Source organism: Segetibacter aerophilus, from assembly GCF_007991655.1.
Taxonomy (GTDB): domain Bacteria; phylum Bacteroidota; class Bacteroidia; order Chitinophagales; family Chitinophagaceae; genus Segetibacter; species Segetibacter aerophilus.
Genome location: NZ_BJYT01000007.1, coordinates 259,907 through 279,912 on the forward strand (window position 1 = coordinate 259,907; position 20,006 = coordinate 279,912).

At 40.9% G+C, this 20,006-nt stretch carries 15 protein-coding genes; 1 reads left to right on the forward strand and 14 read right to left on the reverse strand.

Translation table 11 applies throughout. The annotated features are described in order from the left end of the window. Positions 1-134 precede the first annotated feature (134 nt). Entirely contained in the window at positions 135-1,919 is a 1,785-nt protein-coding gene (locus SAE01_RS11275) for a chloride channel protein (protein WP_147203860.1), read from the forward strand. 133 nt (positions 1,920-2,052) lie between these two features. Here the strand turns inward: SAE01_RS11275 and SAE01_RS11280 are convergent, their stop codons facing one another. The 14 genes from SAE01_RS11280 to SAE01_RS11345 form a co-directional block, all read right to left on the reverse strand. Continuing rightward, a complete protein-coding gene (locus tag SAE01_RS11280; RefSeq protein WP_147203861.1) occupies positions 2,053-3,465 on the reverse strand; it encodes a Dyp-type peroxidase in 1,413 nt (470 codons plus the stop codon). A gap of 30 nt (positions 3,466-3,495) precedes the next feature. After that, positions 3,496-4,848: a hypothetical protein gene (locus tag SAE01_RS11285; RefSeq protein WP_147203862.1), complete on the reverse strand. Its 1,353-nt coding sequence runs from the start codon at positions 4,846-4,848 to the stop codon at positions 3,496-3,498. Between the two features lie 297 nt (positions 4,849-5,145). Further along, positions 5,146-6,249, reverse strand: coding sequence for a toxin-antitoxin system YwqK family antitoxin (locus SAE01_RS11290; protein WP_147203863.1), 1,104 nt, complete (start codon positions 6,247-6,249; stop codon positions 5,146-5,148). A 199-nt stretch (positions 6,250-6,448) separates the two neighbouring features. Then, the gene (locus SAE01_RS11295; RefSeq protein WP_147203864.1) at positions 6,449-8,170 is read right to left on the reverse strand and encodes a M3 family oligoendopeptidase; all 1,722 of its coding nucleotides are present in this window, start codon (positions 8,168-8,170) and stop codon (positions 6,449-6,451) included. A 99-nt stretch (positions 8,171-8,269) separates the two neighbouring features. Then, positions 8,270-8,740, reverse strand: a complete 471-nt coding sequence (locus SAE01_RS11300) for a DUF5606 family protein (protein WP_147203865.1) — start codon at positions 8,738-8,740, stop codon at positions 8,270-8,272. A 206-nt stretch (positions 8,741-8,946) separates the two neighbouring features. Then, positions 8,947-9,324, reverse strand: a complete 378-nt coding sequence (locus tag SAE01_RS11305) for a group III truncated hemoglobin (RefSeq protein ID WP_147203866.1) — start codon at positions 9,322-9,324, stop codon at positions 8,947-8,949. 20 nt (positions 9,325-9,344) lie between these two features. Continuing rightward, positions 9,345-10,001 (reverse strand): DsbA family protein, encoded by a 657-nt coding sequence (locus tag SAE01_RS11310; RefSeq protein ID WP_147203867.1) that lies wholly within the window; start codon positions 9,999-10,001, stop codon positions 9,345-9,347. Between the two features lie 72 nt (positions 10,002-10,073). Next, positions 10,074-10,394 carry a type II toxin-antitoxin system PemK/MazF family toxin gene (locus tag SAE01_RS11315; protein ID WP_147203868.1) on the reverse strand — a complete coding sequence of 107 codons (321 nt, stop codon included), beginning with the start codon at positions 10,392-10,394 and terminating at the stop codon, positions 10,074-10,076. Continuing rightward, the gene (locus tag SAE01_RS11320) at positions 10,394-10,618 is read right to left on the reverse strand and encodes a DUF2281 domain-containing protein (protein WP_147203869.1); all 225 of its coding nucleotides are present in this window, start codon (positions 10,616-10,618) and stop codon (positions 10,394-10,396) included. The genes SAE01_RS11315 and SAE01_RS11320 overlap by 1 nt, the downstream gene beginning before the upstream one ends. A 47-nt stretch (positions 10,619-10,665) precedes the next feature. Further along, positions 10,666-11,334, reverse strand: a complete 669-nt coding sequence (locus tag SAE01_RS11325; protein WP_147203870.1) for a uracil-DNA glycosylase family protein — start codon at positions 11,332-11,334, stop codon at positions 10,666-10,668. A gap of 70 nt (positions 11,335-11,404) precedes the next feature. Continuing rightward, positions 11,405-14,239, reverse strand: coding sequence for a DNA polymerase I (gene polA, locus SAE01_RS11330; RefSeq protein ID WP_147203871.1), 2,835 nt, complete (start codon positions 14,237-14,239; stop codon positions 11,405-11,407). A gap of 278 nt (positions 14,240-14,517) precedes the next feature. Beyond that, a complete protein-coding gene (locus tag SAE01_RS11335; protein ID WP_147203872.1) occupies positions 14,518-15,246 on the reverse strand; it encodes a hypothetical protein in 729 nt (242 codons plus the stop codon). A gap of 214 nt (positions 15,247-15,460) precedes the next feature. Further along, entirely contained in the window at positions 15,461-16,771 is a 1,311-nt protein-coding gene (locus SAE01_RS11340) for an amidohydrolase family protein (RefSeq protein WP_147203873.1), read from the reverse strand. Positions 16,772-16,856: 85 nt separating this feature from the next. Then, positions 16,857-19,850: an amidohydrolase family protein gene (locus tag SAE01_RS11345; protein ID WP_147203874.1), complete on the reverse strand. Its 2,994-nt coding sequence runs from the start codon at positions 19,848-19,850 to the stop codon at positions 16,857-16,859. Positions 19,851-20,006: the final 156 nt, after the last annotated feature.

Sequence of the window (20,006 nt, forward strand, 5' to 3'; positions counted from 1 at the left end):
ATTAATATCTTTAAACCAAGGGTCATAAAGTAAGCCAAGTAAGCTGTGATACCTCATGCTCAAACCATTCAAGACTGCTCCGATTTGCCCACCTTTGCAATGTTGTGATCCTTTAAAGAATGTAGAATATTCCAATGAAGATTTTAAGAGTTGTTTACCAGGTTTTGGCAGAACGAATCCGAAGTAGGTTAAACAAAGTGCAGTTTGTTATTTATGTTGCAATACTTACAGGTTTAATCTCCGGTTTAGTAGCGGTTCTCCTGAAAAAGATTGTTCACTACTTGCAACGCTGGATTGAACAAATACCCGCGCCGCCAACGTACCTGATTTTTCCTGCAATAGGTTTAATCTTCACAGTGTATTTAACCAACCGTTTTTACCATGGAGCTTTCAATAGAGGCATTGGTATGGTCCTGAGGTCTATTGCACAAAAGTCCTCGTTCATTCCTTTTAGCCATACTTATCTGCATGTTTTTACCAGTGCCATTACAGTAGGTGTAGGGGGCTCAGTGGGTTTAGAAAGCCCCATTGTTGCTACCGGTTCTGCTATCGGTTCTAATGTTGCGCGTATAAATGTATTGTCTTATCGAGATAGATCCTTAATGATTGCCTGCGGGGCTGCTGCGGGTATTGCGGCAGTATTTAATGCACCAATCGCCGGAGTAATATTTGCGATTGAAGTTTTAATGGTAGAAACGGGAGTGAGTTATTTCATACCCCTTATTATATCCGCTGTTATTGGTGCGCTATGCTCAAAGATCATTCTCGATGAAAGTGTGCTTTTTAACTTTGTTCTTACTCAAAAGTTCAACTACAAATTCGTCCCATTTTATATAATCCTCGGTGTTCTTTGTGGAATGACAGCGCTGTACTATGCGAAAAGCTATAAAGGTTGCGAGAAAAGAATACATCAATGGAAAACTAATAGTTATGTAAAAGCTGCGACAGGCGGTTTAATGTTGCTCGTCTTATGCTATACACTTCCGCCGCTATTTGGTGAGGGTTATGAAAGTATAAAACAGGTTGCAACAGGAGAAATTGCGCAAACGACCCGCCGCTCTTTAATCTTTGACTATGCAGGAGAAACCTGGACCTTATTAATTTTTGCAGTAAGTGTGGTTTTATTGAAGCCTGTGGCTGCTGCAATTACCATCGGATCCGGTGGTAACGGCGGCAACTTTGCACCTTCACTTTTTGTTGGTTCATTTTTAGGCTTCTCTTTTTCACGTGTAGTAAATAGTACAAAACTTGTACAAATACCTGAAGGAAACTTTAGCCTGGCGGCAATGGCGGGTGTGTTAGCTGGTGTAATGTACTGTCCGTTAACGGCTATATTTTTAATAGCAGAGATAACAAACGGCTATGAGCTTTTCATACCATTAATGATTGTTTCGTCGATCTCGTATACAATAGTTAAACATTTCGAGCCTTATTCAATGGAAACGAAGCAGCTTGCTTTAAAAGGAGAAATCTTTACACATAAAAAAGAGCAAAATATTCTGAGCACAATTCTATTAGAAGAAATGATAGACAATACCTACTTAAATATTTCTATCAACCTCACAGCAGGCGAAATGATTAAAATATTAAATGAAAGTCCTAAAACTGTTTTTGCTGTTCACGATGATGATGGATTATTTGTAGGGATATTGGAGCTAAACGATATAAAGAAATTGGTGCTGCAGGAAAATATTCAGGTAGACGCATCTATTGCATCAATTGTAAAACAGCCTCCGGAAATTATCTACTACAAGGATGCTATGACTGAGGTGATGATGAAGTTCGACAATACACACAATTGGCATTTACCTGTACTAAATGCTGAGAACAGGTTCATGGGTTTTATTTCGAAGTCGAAGCTGTTTGACCGTTACAGAAAGTCACTATCCGAAAGCAGTGATTTGTATGAATACACATAGAAATAGTACAATTAGAGTGCTGCTGTACATATTCAAGTTAGCTAATCCTACCAGAGCAAAAAAAGCTTTGAACACACAAGCTGCTGATCATAAACAGGACAATTATGCTCCCTACAACCACACTAGTGTTACTTCAATTTTCAGATAGAAATTTCAACGCCGAATGAGACGGCATAAAGAAGTAGCCTCCGCCCCTCACTTTTACAAAAGCGGGTATATCTTTGAGATGCCTGGTCACAGGTCTTTGTTGAATGTTAAAATCACTGATGTTAGTGCCTGATAGTTGATCAGCATCATTATAAAGGCCGCTGAATTTATTGTTGTTAATCCATGTGCTCTGGACAAACTCAAACTGACGACTAATGTTGGCGTTTAGACAAATGAAATGAAGCCCGCGCTCTTCCTGTTCGTTATTTGCTTTACTTAAAAGCTCTTCAGGTTTCATACTCGTAATGAAAGGCCTTCCGTAAGAGCGACCTCTTCTTAAAATTCTATGATGAGAAGCAACATTAAATGCGTCTTTTGGCTTTTTAGCTAATGCATCGCGGGGATTAACCCTGGCGATGTGGGCACCGAACGGACATTTACCAAAATTTTCTTCTTTATCAAATTCAAATAAAAAATCGTTTTTTTCTGCCATTGACATGTCATCATGATAAGGGGAACAGGTTAATGGAGCGCCTCCCGGCCAACGACCAACAATTTTTGAAGCAAGTGTTATGGCTGCTTCCATATTTGTAGAGCCGTCCGGGCTTTTTGATTGGTCTACCATGTAATGCCAAAACTCTTTCACGTCCTGTTCCAACTGGCGCATTACGAGGTAGGTGCCGTTTTTTCCAAAATCCCATTCGTGACCTGTCTTAGGATCTGTTATAGTCGGACTTTGCGTAAGCTTCTGATACTGGTTGGGGTAACCCAGTAAGAATTCTCCTAAGGCAACCGTATTGTTCTCGGTGTCAGATTGTTTTTTCGTGCTGTTATTAGAGGAAAATTCATTGATGAATGGTTGAGAGATGCCGTCGCGAAATCCAAAATGTTCCCGTCTTTCGTCGAGCTTAATAGTCAGTAGCCTTTTAACTATTTTAAACCCATTTTGAGAAAAGCACAAATTAAGTTCACTACAATAGTTTTCAACCAAATGTTCTTCCTTACCATACATCAACAAAATCATGTGCAGTGTATTTTCCGATTCGCCATCTTTCCATTCCCAGCCGTTTACTTTAGATTTTTTTGTTTTAGGGTCAAAATCTCCTAACAGGCGACTCCTGTTTTCGTTGCTCATACCTTCTTCAAATTCACGCGAGAAAGGGACTTTCAGTATAGCCGGCAATCCAAGTGCTTTGAATCCTTCATAGGTAAAAGCAATATTAACTTCGAGCTCTCTGTCCTTTACATCCCCCCTGCTTATTGTTGGCAGTACGTTCGCCAACCACATTTTAAATTTACCTGCATCATCAATTTTGCAAAGAAGAATATTTGAAAAAGGCATTTCATCATACCCTCTTTTTATCAAACCCTGGATGTCATCTAAATGTAGCTGGGTCATATGAAACTGTGTTTATGCTAAATCTCTATATTATTTTTTATAGTAAAATATCCTGTCAAGCCAGGCTTGAGAACTCGACTCATCCATCTCTCTAAAAAGACCTGAACGTATGAGGGAATTATTATTAATATTTTCTACCGACAACGTCTTGTAAGCACTATACCACACTTGTGTTGAAATTTGTAAGCGCCTCGCCCATTCCTTAAACGTTTGTTCATCGCTTGCACCTTCATTTATTAAATTGCGCGTTTTGGGAAATCCTTTCGTATTGCTCCAAACCGCCGTAAGCCCTATAGCAGCCTTGTCAACAAAATCGCCAAGGTAGTTTTCCCAACTGCCATCAAAATTTGAAAAGAAAAGCAAACGCCTATTATTATCAATGATCATCCAGCGAGCAAAATGTATCGAGGGGATCGTACCTAGCTCGCCCTTATTGAAGACGGTCTTCGCGGCAAAGTTTATAGTTGCCAATACAAACTTGAGCAGGAGAAGCCTGAAAACTCCGGGTTTGATTTCAACCAAATGTGTAAGCTGATTTTGCACCTGGAAGTTCTCAGCCTGCATCAACACTTTTACGTGGCGGGTAGTAGGGGTTACGGTATCTACCACGTCTTCTTTTTCGAGCTTGTTCAACTTTCGCTTTACTGCAAACACCACTGCTGCAAGGCAGGCAAACAAACCAAGATACCCGAGCGTGGGTGGAATGCGTAGAAATTTAAATATTTTAGTAAAGGAAAATCCTAACAGAATTAGGATGACGATAAGCCCTGCCATGCTCGCCACGAGAGACTTTTGCTGGAAAATTAGCTTTTGAACGGGACTTAAGCTTTTATCTATTACAGCCCATTTGAAACTGGCGTCATCTGCAATAAAGGCTGCAATTCTTTCTTTAATTTCCTTAGCGGACTGGCTGTTAATGGTTCCGTTAAGATAGGCAGCATCAACGTAATTTGTAATTGCTCTTCTTAGCTTTTCCTCTTGCCTTACTTGTTCTGCACCAATACCCCGATGGCCATTATAAAAGGCATTTACTTTTACCAGGTAATGATTCCAATATTGTTGTAAATCGCCATTGTAACCAATACAACACTTATATATTTCATTGAGGCCATCTTTTGCTTCTTTTAAAAATTCGCTTAAAAAAGATCGTTTCTGTCCGTCGAAGTCAAAAGACAAAGCAAGTTGAATGGGATATTTTTCTGTGTCACATTCAATTAAAACAAATCTTACAAAATGAATAGACTTGATTGAAGGGAACGGAACCAGGCTATTCTTTTCAATATCAGGATTTTGAATACCATCTAAAAGATTACGCAGCCGCTCTAATTTAGCAGGATCAACGGGAGTAATTATAGCAAGTGGCTGTTGACTAACGACGGGCATGGGTATGTTGGATTAACTGTTGCATCATGTTTTTGCAAAACTCGAAAGATAAACATTGCAAAATTTTAGGTTGGTCAACAACCATTTTCAATACAAATGTTTTCAAACTTAAAAGATAGATAAACAGTTCTGTTACTGCAAGAGGAGACAAAATTTGTATGGGAAGAGGAAGCTTGAACCTCTTTACTTGTACAAATCCGTACACCTTAATTCCTAAGTCTTAGCCTATAACAGTGCAACTGCAAATATTTTCTGGTTATTGCATTATTGCATTAAAAAGGTCCTTATTACCAGCTCCTATTTCTCAAGCCCAATAGGTAATAGTCTGTAAGTGAAAGTATACACGCTGCTGTTATACTTGATAATAATGACCAGCTCTTGCTTAACTGTTTTTCCATCACGGCGGGCAGGCGTAAAATTACTAAGACCACTTAGACCCATTGTTAATGCCGACACCAACTTTCTATCGTTGCCTTCAGTATTTTTAAATGTAAGCCGCCCGTCCTCCAACACTGTGCCTTTAAGCTCTATCGGTTCATTAATAGAATTCAGTTGTACATTATTTAATACCGGACCTAACCGTTCTGCTATCCAGGTGGTGAACTGTTCAGGTCCATTTGAGGGCTGTGCATAAGTGGCAATAGCTTGCCGCGCGCCATGACAAGGAACGGAAGACATCCACAACTTTTCGGCTTTTGTTAAGTGGAGCAGGTCGGGAGATGCCAGAAGAATGTGAGAACTGTCTGTGTATTCTCCTACCACATTGCTTCCTTTTACAAACTGACCCAGCTTAAAACGTTCAGTTCCCAATACTTCATCCTGCCGACCGTAAATTGTTTTGGCGGTCCATTTTCCTTCAGGTGTACCAGCCACCAATTTGCCAGACCAGGCAATAGGGCCAATAACGGATTCAAAGGTGCCTGCACCGTTCTCGACCGTTTTCTTGCCTTCCTCATTCCATACATCCAAAATTTTGATGGCCTTACCTGTGGCTAAGAGAGAAAGTCTTGGCTTACCGGTAGGGTAATAAAAATCCCACCTACCATTATACATGTCATTTGTAAAACTTCCTTTAGCCTCTGTATTTCCATTAAGATAATAGCTTATAAAGTCACCATCCTTTAGGCCATCCGCATTGTAATTTCCTTCTGCAACTATTCGTTCGCCGGCACTGCTTATATCTTTAAATTTTCCAGTGAATTTCTTCGTCCAAGGATTGAAGGTACCTAGTCGTACAATTTCTGCGCACGTATCTTCAACCAAAAAATAGTCATTGTTGAAAAACACTTTGTCTTTTGTATAAGCACGTGCCCATACGTTACGTGGTGCTGCTTGTGTTTGAGCAGAGACTGTTATGATACTGGTGGCAAATATGTAAAGGGTAGTAAAAATTATCTTCATCTAAAGGTTTGAAAGATTTGAACAGCTTTTCGGTAAAGCAATCTAAGGGATGTGAGTGAGACTACAATAGGATGAAGCCAACCCGCAATTTTACTTTTCTAAGGAAGAATGACGCATAAAAAAAGGGCCGTCTCAAAATTCCTTTTGAAAACAGCCCTTTTTAAATTTCGAGTAAGTCCTATTGGCTTTTTCTATTTGTCTAGCTAACCTGCAAATACTCGTCGTTCACAAAATCCATCAAAGATTTTATATAATCGGGAGATAGGTTAAACTCTAAACCGGCAGCTTCATACAAAGCAGGTAAAGTCTTAGTTCCACCAAGGCTGAGCGCATTGATGTAGTTTTTTAACGCTTGTTCTTTATTGCCTTTAAACTGTTTCCAAAGCCCGATCGCCCCCAGCTGAGCAATGCCATATTCAATATAATAAAATGGTACTTCAAACAAATGCAGCTGTCTTTGCCAGCTAAATTTTCTATACTCTTCCAATCCACTAAAATCAACTACTCCTGTTGAAAACTCTTCCAGGATTTCCATCCATTTTGCTGTTCTTTCTTCTAATGAATGATCTGGATTCTCATACACCCAGTGCTGAAATTTGTCAACGGTTGCGATCCATGGGAAAATAGTAATTGTTCTTTCAAGTTGATGTTCTTTCGCTCTAATCAGGTCTTCTTCCTTGTCGAAAAATACTTTCCAGAATTCCATGCTGAAAAGCTCCATAGCCATACTTGCTACTTCGGCTATTTCCATTGGATATTCTTTAAAAGCGCTTAAAGGCAAGGGATGCGAAAGGAATGAGTGAATAGCGTGTCCACCTTCGTGAACCATAGTAGTAACGTCATGCATTTGACCGGCAGCATTCATAAAAATAAATGGAGCACCGCTCTCAGCTAATGGGCAGTTGTAACCGCCGGGAGCTTTCCCCTTGCGGCTCTCCAAATCAAGATGACCAAGGTCTTTCATTTTGCGAAGACAATCAGCAAAAAAAGGGTTCAGTTCTTCGAAACATTTAATAGCTTTTTCAGTCAGGTCTTCGCCGGTAGTAAATGGTTTCAGCGGCTCAATTCCTTCAGGCTCCGCTTCTGTATCCCACGGACGAAGTGTATCCAATCCAAGCTTCTGTTTCTTCTTTTGATTTATTTTTCTTACCAATGGCACTACGTGCAGCTTCACCGCTTCATGAAAATTAAAACAATCCTCTTTTGTATAATCAAAGCGGCCCATCTCTGCAAACTTGTAGTCGCGGTAGTTTGCAAAACCTGCATTCAATGCTACCTGGTGGCGCTTTTGAATCAACTTTGTGTACAAATCATCGAGGGCTTCTTTATCCTGCAAACGCCTTTCGTGAATTTTACGGTAGACCTCTTCGCGTAAGCTACGGTCATGATCTTCTAAAAATTTTGACGCTTGTTGCAACGTATACTCCTGGCCTTTCACCTCGATAGTCATTGCACCTGAAATTTGTCCATACTGTTGCGCCATCACGCTTAATTCAGCCTGGATAGGAATATTTGCTTCCCTGAACAGTTCGATGCTTTTACGCACATTTCTCAGGTAAGTGTAATATTGTTGCTCATCCAATTCTTTTATATAAGGACTGTCGACCAGCTTGCGGTTAAGCAAGTCTGCATAAGGTTGAAGCTTTGGCTGTATCTCCATACAAAAGAATGTAAAAGCTTCTTCCAGCTTTTTATCAGTTGTATCACAAGTCATGCGGATTTGTCTCCAGCAAGCATCTTCGCTTACCACCGCCTCCAACTCGCTCATGTCTTTCATCCACTTTTCCAACTCTTCTCGCGAATTTATCGGCCGTTCAACCAACTCCTTAAAATAAGGCTCAAGGCTACTCCAGTCAGTTATTACAAAATCAGCAGGAACATAATTTCTTTCCAGCTTCTTAATATCTGCAGTCAATGTCATTTGTGTACGATTTTAAAAGAAAGCTGCAAGCTATAAGCCTCAAGCTTCAAGCTTGTTTCGTGGCTTGTAGCTTGCAGCTTACAACTTGCAGCCGTTATTTTATTCTTCTGTTTTTTCCACACCCGCCACCTCAGTATCAGGCTCGGTTACTTCCACAGCCTGCTCTCCATCTTCGGCTTCCTCGGTATGGCTTAATTTAATTTCTACATTGTTTGCCTTTAAAACATTATACCACTTTACCATCTTTTTCATATCACTGGCATACACTCTTTCAAAGTCCATGTCAGGATACACCTTTTGAAAATAAGCCTTCACAGCATTGCCGTCTTTATCAGAAGGCAAAGGCTCACTACTATTCTGCATAGCAGTCAGCACCTCCACAAGATTTACGTTGTCGCGAACAGTATAAACTTCAATGCTTTCAAGATGCGAAAAATTATGTACACGGCTAGCTACAAACTTCGTGCTTTTATCTTCAAGCGAGCGAACGATGGCGCCGTCCTTTTTGCTACCAACCAATTCGAACAATCCACCCAAACCTGTAACAGAAATTATTTTCCCGTATTCCATAGTCAATCTATTATTTTAAAGACGTGCAAGTTAAAAGGAATTACCTTAAAGCCCGTTCGAATTAAGAATTTTAAGGTTTTGATTTTGGATAGGATTTAGGAGCGGGCCACCGTTCTTTAAGCAACATTGTTGTGTCACTCCCTTGTACAATTGTAGTTTTTTCGGCTCCGTTAGTATTTAAGCTATTATCGATTTTAGGCCAAAAATCATTTCAACTGTGCGATCTTAATCTGCATAATCGTTGCGATGCTTTTTGCTTTCTGTTTTGCTGCAAAAGCGTTTTTGCCTTCAAATAATTCATCTACAGTTTTACCGAAAGTTTCAAGCCAGGTATCAAAATGATGCTTTTCAAATTTCGATTTCTGGTTTAAAACCAGGTGCGGCTGGATGGCATTTTTTTTATAAGTGGGAGCATCAAATAAAACCATTTCCCAAAAATCAACAATGATCGGAAGATGATGCTTCATATCTATTTTAGCAACATCGGTAAAAATGTAAGCGATAGTTTCATTCTTAAGAAGTGTATCGTAAAACTTTCGTAGTAGCACAAAAAGATCATCCCTCGTTTCTAGATCACGCTTCATATTCTCACTTTATACAAACATCAGTTTTTGGCTTTTACAGAAAGCAGCACATTTTCTATTCGTTGCTTTAATGTCTCATAATCAGTAAAACCTCTTGCAACCATATTAAACTTCAATTCACCCGTTTGGATAAACACGCATGGATAGCCTGTAACTTGCAACTGCTTTACAAGCGAAAATTCATAGTACGCCTTCTCTTTGTATTCTTCGCTATCCAGCCTTTCGTAGAACACCTCAGGGTGGATGCTATACTTTTCAAGCAAGTGCCTATACGCTTCGTCATCGGTCAAATCCCTTCCCTCGTAGTTCAATGAGTATTGTAGATCTGATGCAAATTCAACTGCCCGCTCAGGATAGAACTCTTTAAAGATGGCCATTGCTATTGCCGGCTTTTCTGAGTTGGGAAACCAGTCGCTGTCTTCATAATGAAAGATGTGCCAAAGAAAGTCTTTACCGAATTCTATACCTGTTGTCTCTTCAACTGTTTTGTAAGCCTTTTGAATGTAGGGCGCAATTTGTTCTATGTGCGTCGGCTTTTCCGGAAGAATCATTCCACCTGATAAAACGTCTATGTCGAACCTGCCTTTATAATCTTCGGCCACTCGTTTTATGATTGGACTAAATCCATAGCACCAACCGCAGTAAGCATCATAACAATAAATCAATACCGGTTTCATCGCCCAAAGGTAAGAGAACGATGATTTATGAGATTAGGAACGATTGGAGGAGAAAATTTGGGAGCATTTTTTTTACGGGAGCTGTAAGACTTGCTTCAATTTGAAATCCAGGTCTCTCCGTTCGAAACTATTAAGAGAGCCTATTTTTCCAACACTTAGAGTTCTATCAATTGTTGCAATCTTACTGGTTCTTATCAATGAAATTTTCTTGATACCATTTATAGGATTGGGATGAATAATTAAGTCTGTTGCCTCTTGCCAATTAATTTGGGTAGTAATAAAGCAAACGGTCAGGTCGTGTGTAGTTGCAACCAAAATAATGGCCGGGCGAAGTTTAGTTCCGGTAAGGTCTGTAAACGGAAAAGGGATTAAGACAATATCTCCTTTTTGCATTAAAGTTTTTGTTTGACGTCAGCTGATGAATAAAGTTCTTCATCTTCGTTTAAAAAGTTGAAGACTTCACCTTCGGCCTGAAGTTTCTGAATGCCTTTTTGCAAAATCTGTTCTTCATATTTTTTTAGTAGGAAATCAGCAAAGTCTAAAATCTCTTCTGCTTTGTCTTCAGGGAGAAGATTTAATGCCTTAACAGTTTTTTGTATGATAGCTTCTTTTGACATCTAAACAAATTTACCTTTTTCCTTGCAAACTCGTACTGGTTTCCCTATTACAACTGTCCAAACTCCCGCAAATACTTTTCTATATAAACATCCTTCGTTTTTAATTTGTACTGCATAATAAAACGGGGATGAGATAGCGGAACTATCTTCTCGAAGAGCTTGTATTCCAGGTTAAGCTTTGATAAAAATTTAAAGTTCTCTCCTTCGCCAAGACAAAAGGCAACGGAAGTATTGAGTCCCCACGCTATCTGTTTACGGAAACTTTCAACAGAAAAAGGAATAACTCTCTGAGCTAAAATCTTGTCGTCGTAATAGTTCAGGTTCTTGCCGCCCTTGGTAAACCCAAGCGGACTAATCGAAGTAAAATAGAGCTTGCGATAAAAAGCTTCAGGCCCACCAAAAGCATTGATCATATCATATACAAAAACGGAAGACAGTTCCTGCTTGCGTGGCCAACTGTTTTCTATCCCGCATTCTTTCTCCAGGCGAATAGGGTCAGTAAACGGAACACCGGTAACACCACCTCCAAACCTGCCAGGATTAATTCCAACAATGCAGTAACGGGGATTATCGTCATTGTAATATTTGTTGTAAAAAACGTTTACAACCCTCGCTGTTTCTGCGTCAGAAAATGGATTCATTACTTCTACTCCTAATCGTAGCTCGAGCGGAAATTGAAGTCCGAAAAGAAAGTCAGTTATTTTGTTCGAAAGCATTTTGAAGTTGGAGTATGACACTTAACAGAAGTTAAACGGCGACTACTTTGTTTCCATCTAAGGTTATAGGCTAATGCGCCTCCAACCAGTTATCACCCACTCCCAAATCTGCACTTGCAGGAACCTCATTTGGTAACGCCAAAGCAGATTCCATACAGTCGATGATAATGGGTTTAATCAGCTCTACTTCATCTTTATACGCATCGAAAACCAATTCGTCGTGCACCTGCAAGATCATTTTAGATTTCAGTTTGCGTTGTTTAAACTCACTGTGAATTTTAATCATTGCAAGCTTAATCATATCAGCAGCCGTTCCCTGTATAGGCATGTTGATCGCGTTACGTTCAGCATATCCGCGCACTGTAAAATTGTTGCTGTTAATATCTTTTAACCAGCGCTTGCGACCAAGCAGCGTTTCAACATAACCATGCTTCTGTGCAAACTTCATTTGCGCGTCCATGTACTGTTGAATGTTTGGGAACTGTTTTTTATAATTTTCGATAATCTCTTTGGCCTCGCTTCGACTAATTTTTAGGTTTTCAGAGAGTCCAAAAGCACCTTGGCCATAGATGATTCCAAAGTTTACGCTTTTGGCTTTGTAACGCATTTCTTTGGTTACATCAGCTTCTTCCACGTTATATACTTTCGCAGCGGTTGCTGTGTGAATGTCTTTGCTTTGCTTAAATGCATCACACATATTAGGGTCGCCGCTAATAGCAGCTACGATGCGTAATTCTATCTGTGAATAGTCCGCGCTTACGATCACATGATGTTCATCTCTAGGTACAAATGCTTTCCTTATCTCTCTTCCACGCTCTGTACGGACCGGTATGTTTTGGAGGTTTGGATTGTTACTGCTTAATCTTCCGGTTACGGCTACTGCCTGGCTGTAGCAGGTATGCACTCTTCCTGTCTTTCTATTAATCATTAGGGGAAGAGCATCGATATAGGTATTCTTCAATTTTGTCAATTCTCTGAAACCCATGATGTCGTCAACAATCTTGTGTTGTGACGCGAGTTTCATCAGCACATCTTCCCCTGTCGCGTACTGCCCGCTTTTTGTTTTCTTCGCTTTTGGATCAAGCTTTAGTTTTTCAAACAAAACTTCACCTAGTTGTTTAGGTGATGCAAGATTGAACCTCACCTCTGCCACTGCATACACATTCTCTTCACAACAGGCGGCTTCTTTTTCAAGCTCTTTTGAGTAATCGCTTAAAAAATTCTTGTCAATGCGGACGCCCTCATACTCCATATCAAGAAGTACTTTTATCAACGGCGTTTCTACATCAGCAAAAACTTTGTCTACTTTTCTCGACGTTATTAATGGAGCAAAAGCATTTTTCAACTGAAGTGTTATATCCGCATCTTCTACCGCATATTCCTTTATTTTTTCAAGCTCTACATCTTTCATTGTCATCTGTCCCTTGCCTTTTTTTCCAATCAGCTCATCTATAGAAACCGGCTCGTATTGAAGGAATTGGGCGCTCAGGTAATCCATATTTCTTCTGCCTTCAGGCTCGATGAGGTAGTGAGCAAGCATGGTGTCAAAAAACTCACCTGCAAATTCAACTCCGTACCATTTGAAAACTGTGAGATCGTACTTCACATTCTGTCCCACCCATTTTTTATTAGGGTCATTAAACAAGGGTCTGAAGTACTCAAGAAATTCCAGGACATCTTCGTGCTTTTTAGGGGCAGGAATATAATAACCTTCACCTTGCTTGTATGAAAAACTCAGTCCTACCAGCTCAACATCATGGGCATATGTTCCTGTTGTTTCGGTGTCGAAACTGATTTCTTCAATCGCCATCAGTTCATTTACCAGTTCCTTCATTTTTTCTTCACCTTCGACAAGCGTGTAGTTATGAGGAGTATTGCTAATGTTTTTATCAGCAGTAAGACCTACGTTTTCGACGGGCTCACTGATATCGGCTACCTGTACATCAATTGTTTTCCCTTCTTCAACGGTTACAAACAAATCCATTTGCCCGCCTGATGGAGTCGTTGCTACTTTCTCAAATACATTGAACTCATCGCCCAAAATTCTTTTGCCCAATGCCTTAAATTCGAGTTCGGCAAAAAGATCTTTTAGTTCGGGAATGTTCCATTCTGAGAGCATGTATTCTTCCTCATGAAACTGCACAGGAACGTCAGTAATAATTCGCGCCAGCTTCTTACTCATGATCGCCGCCTCTCTGCCATTCCGGATTTTCTCGCCTAACGCGCCTTTGATTTCATCTGCATGAGCCAGGATGTTTTCGAGGTTGTCATATTCCTTCAAAAGTTTGCACGCTGTTTTCTCGCCCACACCTGCAATACCCGGAATGTTATCTACCGCATCGCCCATCAATCCCAACATGTCGACCACCTGTTCTACCCGTTCGATACACCACTTTTCAGTTATCTTTTTTGCATCCAGTATCTCTTCTTTGCTCCCCATATAGGGGGGCTTATAGATGTAAACTCCTTTGTGAATAAGCAACTGGCCATAATCTTTATCAGGGGTTACCATGTACACGTCGTAACCGAGGTCTGCTGCCTGCCATGCAAGCGTTCCAATCACATCATCGGCTTCGTAACCATCCAGTTCGACAACGGGAATATTAAAGGCTTTAATTATTTTTTTGATGTCAGGTATTGCGCTTGTTAGGTCTTCAGGTGCAGCCTGCCTGTTTGCTTTATATGCAGCAAAGTCTGTATGACGTTCTGTGTCTGCTTCGGTATCAAAACATACAGCGAGGTGGGTAGGTTTTTCTTTATTGATTAAGTCTACAAGCGTAGTGGTAAAACCAAATTGCGCATTTGTATTACGTCCTTTGCTGGTGATACGAGGTGCACGAATCAAGGCGTAGTAAGCGCGGTAAATCAACGCCATTGCATCTAATAAAAACAACTTTTTTGCCATCGGGCGAAGGTAATAATTAGCGTTGACAATCGGAGAGTCAAGGGACTGGTGGGGTATCGGCGAGCAGTTGGTAAGCTCTGCGGATAATATTTGGAAAAAGGAATTAATGAACCGAAAAGACTTAAACTACGGACGATAGTTGTAAGGTTATCCAACGTAGTGCTACAAGCAACTTTGGTTGCGACGCTCCGTTTTGACTTTATAACTATGAGGAGCATTGTAGTGATTGTAATGATTCAAGAACCAAGAGACTTAACCTTGAACGCCTTCATGCAACTCTAATCGTCTTTCAACTTTACCCTTGTAGAAAGAACAATGCCTTCTATATTTTGACTCAGCTGTCGCATACGATACACACGTTCGGCAGCAGTATCCTCTCTCTGTTGTTCCGGACAATACAGATCTGCTTCGTATGCCTCTACTGTAAAGCCAAGCCGTTTAGCTATATTAAAAATGTAAGGCCTCCATCCCCAACCAATGTCGTCCTGCACAAGATTTAAGTAGGGCACGAGATGCTTGTTTAGCAAAAAGGGTCCATAGGTAAAGTCGAAGTGGTGACCTATTACTTCAGCACAACAATTGTTTATAGTGGTTTCTGTCATTTGTTGGAAAGCAGGAAAAGTTGCAAACGCTGCCGCTGACCTTGAAGCCGTGACAATGCCCGTGTTTTCCGTTGTTTGTATGGCTTGTAACATTTCGTCTAATGAGCTGCTAAAGAAATCAAACTTATCAGGTTCGGTATAAAAGATAAAATCAGCACTGGAAAGTGATGCTTCTACCACACTATTCTTAGCCTGCTCCCATACACCACGCGCTTCTGCTTTCGATAAAATGAAATTGGGAAAGCTTTTAAGGAAGTCTATAAAACCAGCGCGGGAACCTCCATCACTAACGAAGACCGGCATTTGAAGTTGAGCAAGTTGCTGCAATGATTTTCTTAGGAGCATTTCTTCCTCGTCGTCTCTTGCAAGGGTAATAGTTGCAATAGAAATATTGTCTTTAGTCATGAAAGTTTTATTGGTGTTTGTAAAAATCTACCTGATTTTGATCTAAACAAAAATATGCCTCGGAAAGGCTTAAAGTAAATAATCGGCGGAGCTGCTCATCGAAGAATTAATAGTTGAATGGAGCGTCGCAACAATGCCTTATGGAATTACAAATGCCCGTACCAAAAAAATCCCTGCCTTTGAAAAAAGCAGGGATTTATAAAAGGATTTACAATTATTTTAAACTGTACTTATACTTGTAGCGCTCGTACAACTGCTTTTGCTTGTTGTCTAAACTTACCGGCCTTCCTTGGATGAAAGCGCTTGTGATAATGCTACTTTTCATGTCGAGAATATCGCCATCACTAATGACGATATTAGCATCTTTTCCCTCTTCCAGCGAACCTGTTGTTTTATCCACCCCAAGAATTTTAGCCGAGTTTAAAGTGATGGCTTGTAGCGCCTGCTCTTTGGTTAACCCATACGCTGCAGCAGTGCCAGCATTGAAGGAAAGATTGCGGTAACGCGTCTCCTCATTTACATCATTTAAAGCAAAGAGTACTCCTGCCTTTTGCAACGCAGCCGGAGTTTTATACGGTTGGTCAACATCTTCATCTTCGGTCTCGGGAAGGCGGTGTTCGTTGTTGAGGATAACTGGTATGTTATTTTGCTTCAAGAGGTCAGCGATCAGGTAACTCTCGTTTCCACCAACAATAACCACGTTAAAGCCAAAGTCTTTTGCAAAGTCAATAGCTACCAACATTTGCTTCACCTGGTTTGCATGAACAAACAATTTTTGACTTCCGTTGAACAAGCCCTTCACCGCTTCCAGTTTGAGGTTGGTCTCTTTATGATTTGTTTCCTGGCTATACATTTTTGCGTCTTTGAAAAAACCCTTTACTTCTTCAACCTTTTGCAAAGCCTCTTTCAACTGATCGGCAGCGGAAGGCTGTGGAGTAGTTGGGTTGACACGTCTGCGCGGGGCACGAATAACCAGGTTAGGCATGTTGAGATGGATAGCGTTATCCATCTTGTAAGCAGCATCTTCCCAGTTCCAGCCGTCGAGTTGAACGACGGAAGACGAGCCGGTAATAGTTCCTCCTTCGGGAGTTACACCTGCCAACAAAATGCCGTTTGCCTTTAGCACGTTGATGAATTTTGAATCTGTGTTATAGGCTACGATAGAACGTACATTAGGATTTAAATCTCCGATCTCGAGAAAGTCGTTGCTGCCTCTTACGCCGCTACCTATTTCTTTTAATCCAAGATCTGTAACCGGTAAGATCAATCCCGGGTAAACGTGCTTTCCGGATGCATTCATTACCCGGGCACTTGCTGCTGTTGTTCCTGTTGATACTTTAACGATTTTTCCGTTGTTTATTTCAACCGAACCATTTTCAATCACCTGGCCATTGCCTATATGAACAGTGGCATTCGTGATAATAAAATGCTCTTTGTTTTCTTTCGATGGATAAACCGTCTCCTGGGCTTTGCCGTTAGAAACAACAGAGGTTAGAAGGATTATTGAAGCAATTATGTTTTTCATTAAAATTTTTTTGTTGGAAAGATTTCAGTTTTGGGTTTGAAGTTTTGAGTTTGTAAACTCCAACTTGCCCCCACGCCTTTTTAATTTATTTTGTTTCTACTTCATCATCTTCTTCCTCTGCATGATCGCCACACTGTAACACTTTTTGATAGCTTGCTTCAGCAGGACGTGTAGGCATACCTGCACGTTTTTCTCCCAGCATTTTTTGTACAAGACGGTTTCTTTCTGCAGTGATACTTTTTCTTAACTGTGAGTCTCTGTCACGATCAAAATAAACAATTCCGTCTACGATTGTTTTTTCAGCAACAGCATATATGCTAAGCGGGTTGGCACTCCATAATACAAGGTCTGCGTCTTTACCTGTCTTAATGCTTCCAACCCTATCTTCTACATGTAGCGCTTTAGCGGGGTTTAACGTAACCATTTTAAACGCCTCCTCTTCACTCATCCCACCATACTTTACACTCTTTGCAGCTTCCTGGTTTAGGCGACGAGCCATCTCAGCATCGTCGGAGTTGATGCAAACATTTACTCCAACTGCATTCATGATAGCGGCATTGTATGCAATAGCATCCTGCACTTCTGTTTTGTATCCCCACCAATCAGAAAAGGTAGAGGCGTTTGCTCCATGTGCCTTCATTTTATCCGCGACTTTATAACCTTCTAAAATATGGGTAAACGTGTTGAAGCGAACACCGTATTTTTCTCCCACACGCATCGCCGCAGTTATTTCACTTTGCACATACGAGTGACAGGTAATAAAACGCTTTTTGTTCATTATTTCTACCAATGCATCCAGCTCAAGATCTCTCCTTGTATTTTTTGCGTCAGCGCCTTTTAAGGCTTTTTGGTAGTCACTGGCGCGGGCAAATGCATCGTTTAAAACTTCCTCTACTCCCATACGGGTATCAGGGAAACGATTGTTGGAAGTTGAAGTAGTTCTTTTCACATTTTCGCCCAATGCGAATTTTATAAAGGGGTCGGCGCCTTTGAACTTCAGGCCTTCATCATCGACACCCCAACGTAATTTGATTAGCTGTGTTTGGCCTCCTATCGTGTTGGCAGAGCCGTGTAGAATGTGAGACGTGGTAACACCGCCACTAAGCTGCCGATAGATGTTAATGTCTTCAGGATCTAAGTTATCAGCAATCCTAACTTCTGAGGTAACGCTTTGTGCACCTTCATTAATAGACACTGCGGCAATGTGAGAATGTTCATCAATAATACCAGGAGTCAAATACTTTCCCGTTCCATCGATAACCTTTGCAGCGCCTGCAGTCAGTCCTTTGCCTACCTGTGAAATCTTTCCGTTTTTTACAAGAACGTCTGTATTTTCTAACCTTCCTTCCTTTTCATTTGTCCATACTGTTGCGTTTTTTATCAGCAGGTCTTTTTGGGTTGGAAGAGAATCCCAACCATAACCATCGAAAGGAAAGGTGACTTTGCTCGAGGCGATTTGAAGTCTTTTTTTAGAAGTGTCAGTTGCCGGGGTAGTGGCCTTTGAATAAGTCGCGAACCATGAAACCCTGTTACCACTTGTATCTTCACCGTTGCCATTCCAGGTATCTCCGTTAGCAACTCCACTTAGCCTGTAACTTGATCTGCCCCTCTTAGCGGGGGAGAAGCTAAGGCTAACAATTTTGCCATTATAACTGATACGGGCGGGAAGTGTGTCTTTTGAAATCACTGAAGCTTGTGTCGCGCTTTTTACGTCAATTGGGAAAGTTGCTGTATTTCCGTTTGAATTGATCGTGAGATTATAGATGCCTGTAACGTCGCTCCATGCTTCCTCCTTTACATTGTATCTGTCACCCTGTACCCAATTCTCAGCAATCATTGTTTTTGCACTAAAAACAGGACCGGTAGTAATAATGAAATTTGCAAGTTTACCTGCTTCAAGGCTGCCAACTCTATCGTAGACTCCTAATAAGGTAGCAGGCGTTTTTGTAAGCGCTTCCAGGGCTTTATCTTCAGTTAAGCCATTGTCAATCGCTTTACGAAGGTTTGTATAAAAATCTCTCACACTAGGAAGGTCTGCAGTGGTGAGGCAAAAAGGTATGCCTGCCTTTTCAAAAGCTGCAGGATTTGTAGGTGCTAATTCCCAGTTCTTCATGTCGGCAAGTGAAACGAGTCGGGCGTCGTTTGGATCGTCGACATCCATAGCCATTGGAAAATTGAGCGATACAATAAAAGGAGCTTTAGTAGCGGCCACTTCTTTTATACGTTGGTATTCGTTGCCACCTCCTTTAATAATGTACTGCACGCCAAACTCATCGCCAATCCTGTCGGCTCTTATATCGTTCCACTTGTCACTGGCGTCGATGATTTGAGGAAGTTTCTGGTTGTCATTCCAGGCTTGCAACGATAAGTTCACACCCTCAGAAGCAGGCTTATTTTTGTACCACTGTCCGTCGAGGTAAGTCTGCCTTAGCAGTGCGATAACACCCATGAGGCTCGAAGGGTAACTTTGAGTTGAAGTGCCCTTGTTCATCGAATAATTAGCAGAGGCTTTATCCTTTACAATAACGAAATTTTCTTTTTCATTGGCTAGCGTAACCACTGCACCTGTGCCGCGTGCAATTCCATCTTTTTGGTGAGTTAAAACAGTTCCAAAGCCGAGATCGCGCAACGGCTTTGCTGTTTTTTCGTCTGCCACAAAAATATTTGCAGCGTTCACCTCAGGCTTTATTGCCTGGTTCCAGTTATAAGCACCTTTCTGGTTTGAAGCAAGTTGCGCGGGAGCGCGAAAGTCGAAAGCTGCAGGAGCCCGCGGAGCTGCAGGAATACCATAATCGCTATAGATGTCGATGAAAGACGGGTAGATGTACTTATCCTTACTATCAATAACAATTGCGTCTCTAGGAATGCTTACTGAAGTTCCTACGGCTACAATTTTACCCTCGCGAATGATCAACGTTGCCTTTTGTAATGTTGTTTGCCCGTCTTTTACGATGGTTGCGTTTGTAAAGGCATAGGCGCTGCTTCTTTCATCAGCCACACCATTTACCGGAAATGTTCGCTGCGCTACCAGCAGAGAAGTTGACCAGAGGCCCAGTAGAAAAACAAAGAATTTTTTCATTAATATTTATGTTTTGTTGCTATTTCAGGTTCTAAAACTAGGTAAAAAGGAAAACGGGGAGATGAATTAAATTTTTTAATTCATGGAGTTGAATGGAGGAAAAAACTCCTTACTCATTTCCAATTACGGTTGATTTTTGGCTTTTTTCAAAAAGCT

Coding starts and splice junctions, on each gene's coding strand:
- SAE01_RS11275 (WP_147203860.1), top strand. CDS start 135: ATGAAGATTTTAAGAGTTGTTTACCAGGTTTTGGCAGAACGAATCCGA.
- SAE01_RS11280 (WP_147203861.1), bottom strand. CDS start 3,465: ATGACCCAGCTACATTTAGATGACATCCAGGGTTTGATAAAAAGAGGG.
- SAE01_RS11285 (WP_147203862.1), bottom strand. CDS start 4,848: ATGCCCGTCGTTAGTCAACAGCCACTTGCTATAATTACTCCCGTTGAT.
- SAE01_RS11290 (WP_147203863.1), bottom strand. CDS start 6,249: ATGAAGATAATTTTTACTACCCTTTACATATTTGCCACCAGTATCATA.
- SAE01_RS11295 (WP_147203864.1), bottom strand. CDS start 8,170: ATGACATTGACTGCAGATATTAAGAAGCTGGAAAGAAATTATGTTCCT.
- SAE01_RS11300 (WP_147203865.1), bottom strand. CDS start 8,740: ATGGAATACGGGAAAATAATTTCTGTTACAGGTTTGGGTGGATTGTTC.
- SAE01_RS11305 (WP_147203866.1), bottom strand. CDS start 9,324: ATGAAGCGTGATCTAGAAACGAGGGATGATCTTTTTGTGCTACTACGA.
- SAE01_RS11310 (WP_147203867.1), bottom strand. CDS start 10,001: ATGAAACCGGTATTGATTTATTGTTATGATGCTTACTGCGGTTGGTGC.
- SAE01_RS11315 (WP_147203868.1), bottom strand. CDS start 10,394: ATGCAAAAAGGAGATATTGTCTTAATCCCTTTTCCGTTTACAGACCTT.
- SAE01_RS11320 (WP_147203869.1), bottom strand. CDS start 10,618: ATGTCAAAAGAAGCTATCATACAAAAAACTGTTAAGGCATTAAATCTT.
- SAE01_RS11325 (WP_147203870.1), bottom strand. CDS start 11,334: ATGCTTTCGAACAAAATAACTGACTTTCTTTTCGGACTTCAATTTCCG.
- polA (WP_147203871.1), bottom strand. CDS start 14,239: ATGGCAAAAAAGTTGTTTTTATTAGATGCAATGGCGTTGATTTACCGC.
- SAE01_RS11335 (WP_147203872.1), bottom strand. CDS start 15,246: ATGACTAAAGACAATATTTCTATTGCAACTATTACCCTTGCAAGAGAC.
- SAE01_RS11340 (WP_147203873.1), bottom strand. CDS start 16,771: ATGAAAAACATAATTGCTTCAATAATCCTTCTAACCTCTGTTGTTTCT.
- SAE01_RS11345 (WP_147203874.1), bottom strand. CDS start 19,850: ATGAAAAAATTCTTTGTTTTTCTACTGGGCCTCTGGTCAACTTCTCTG.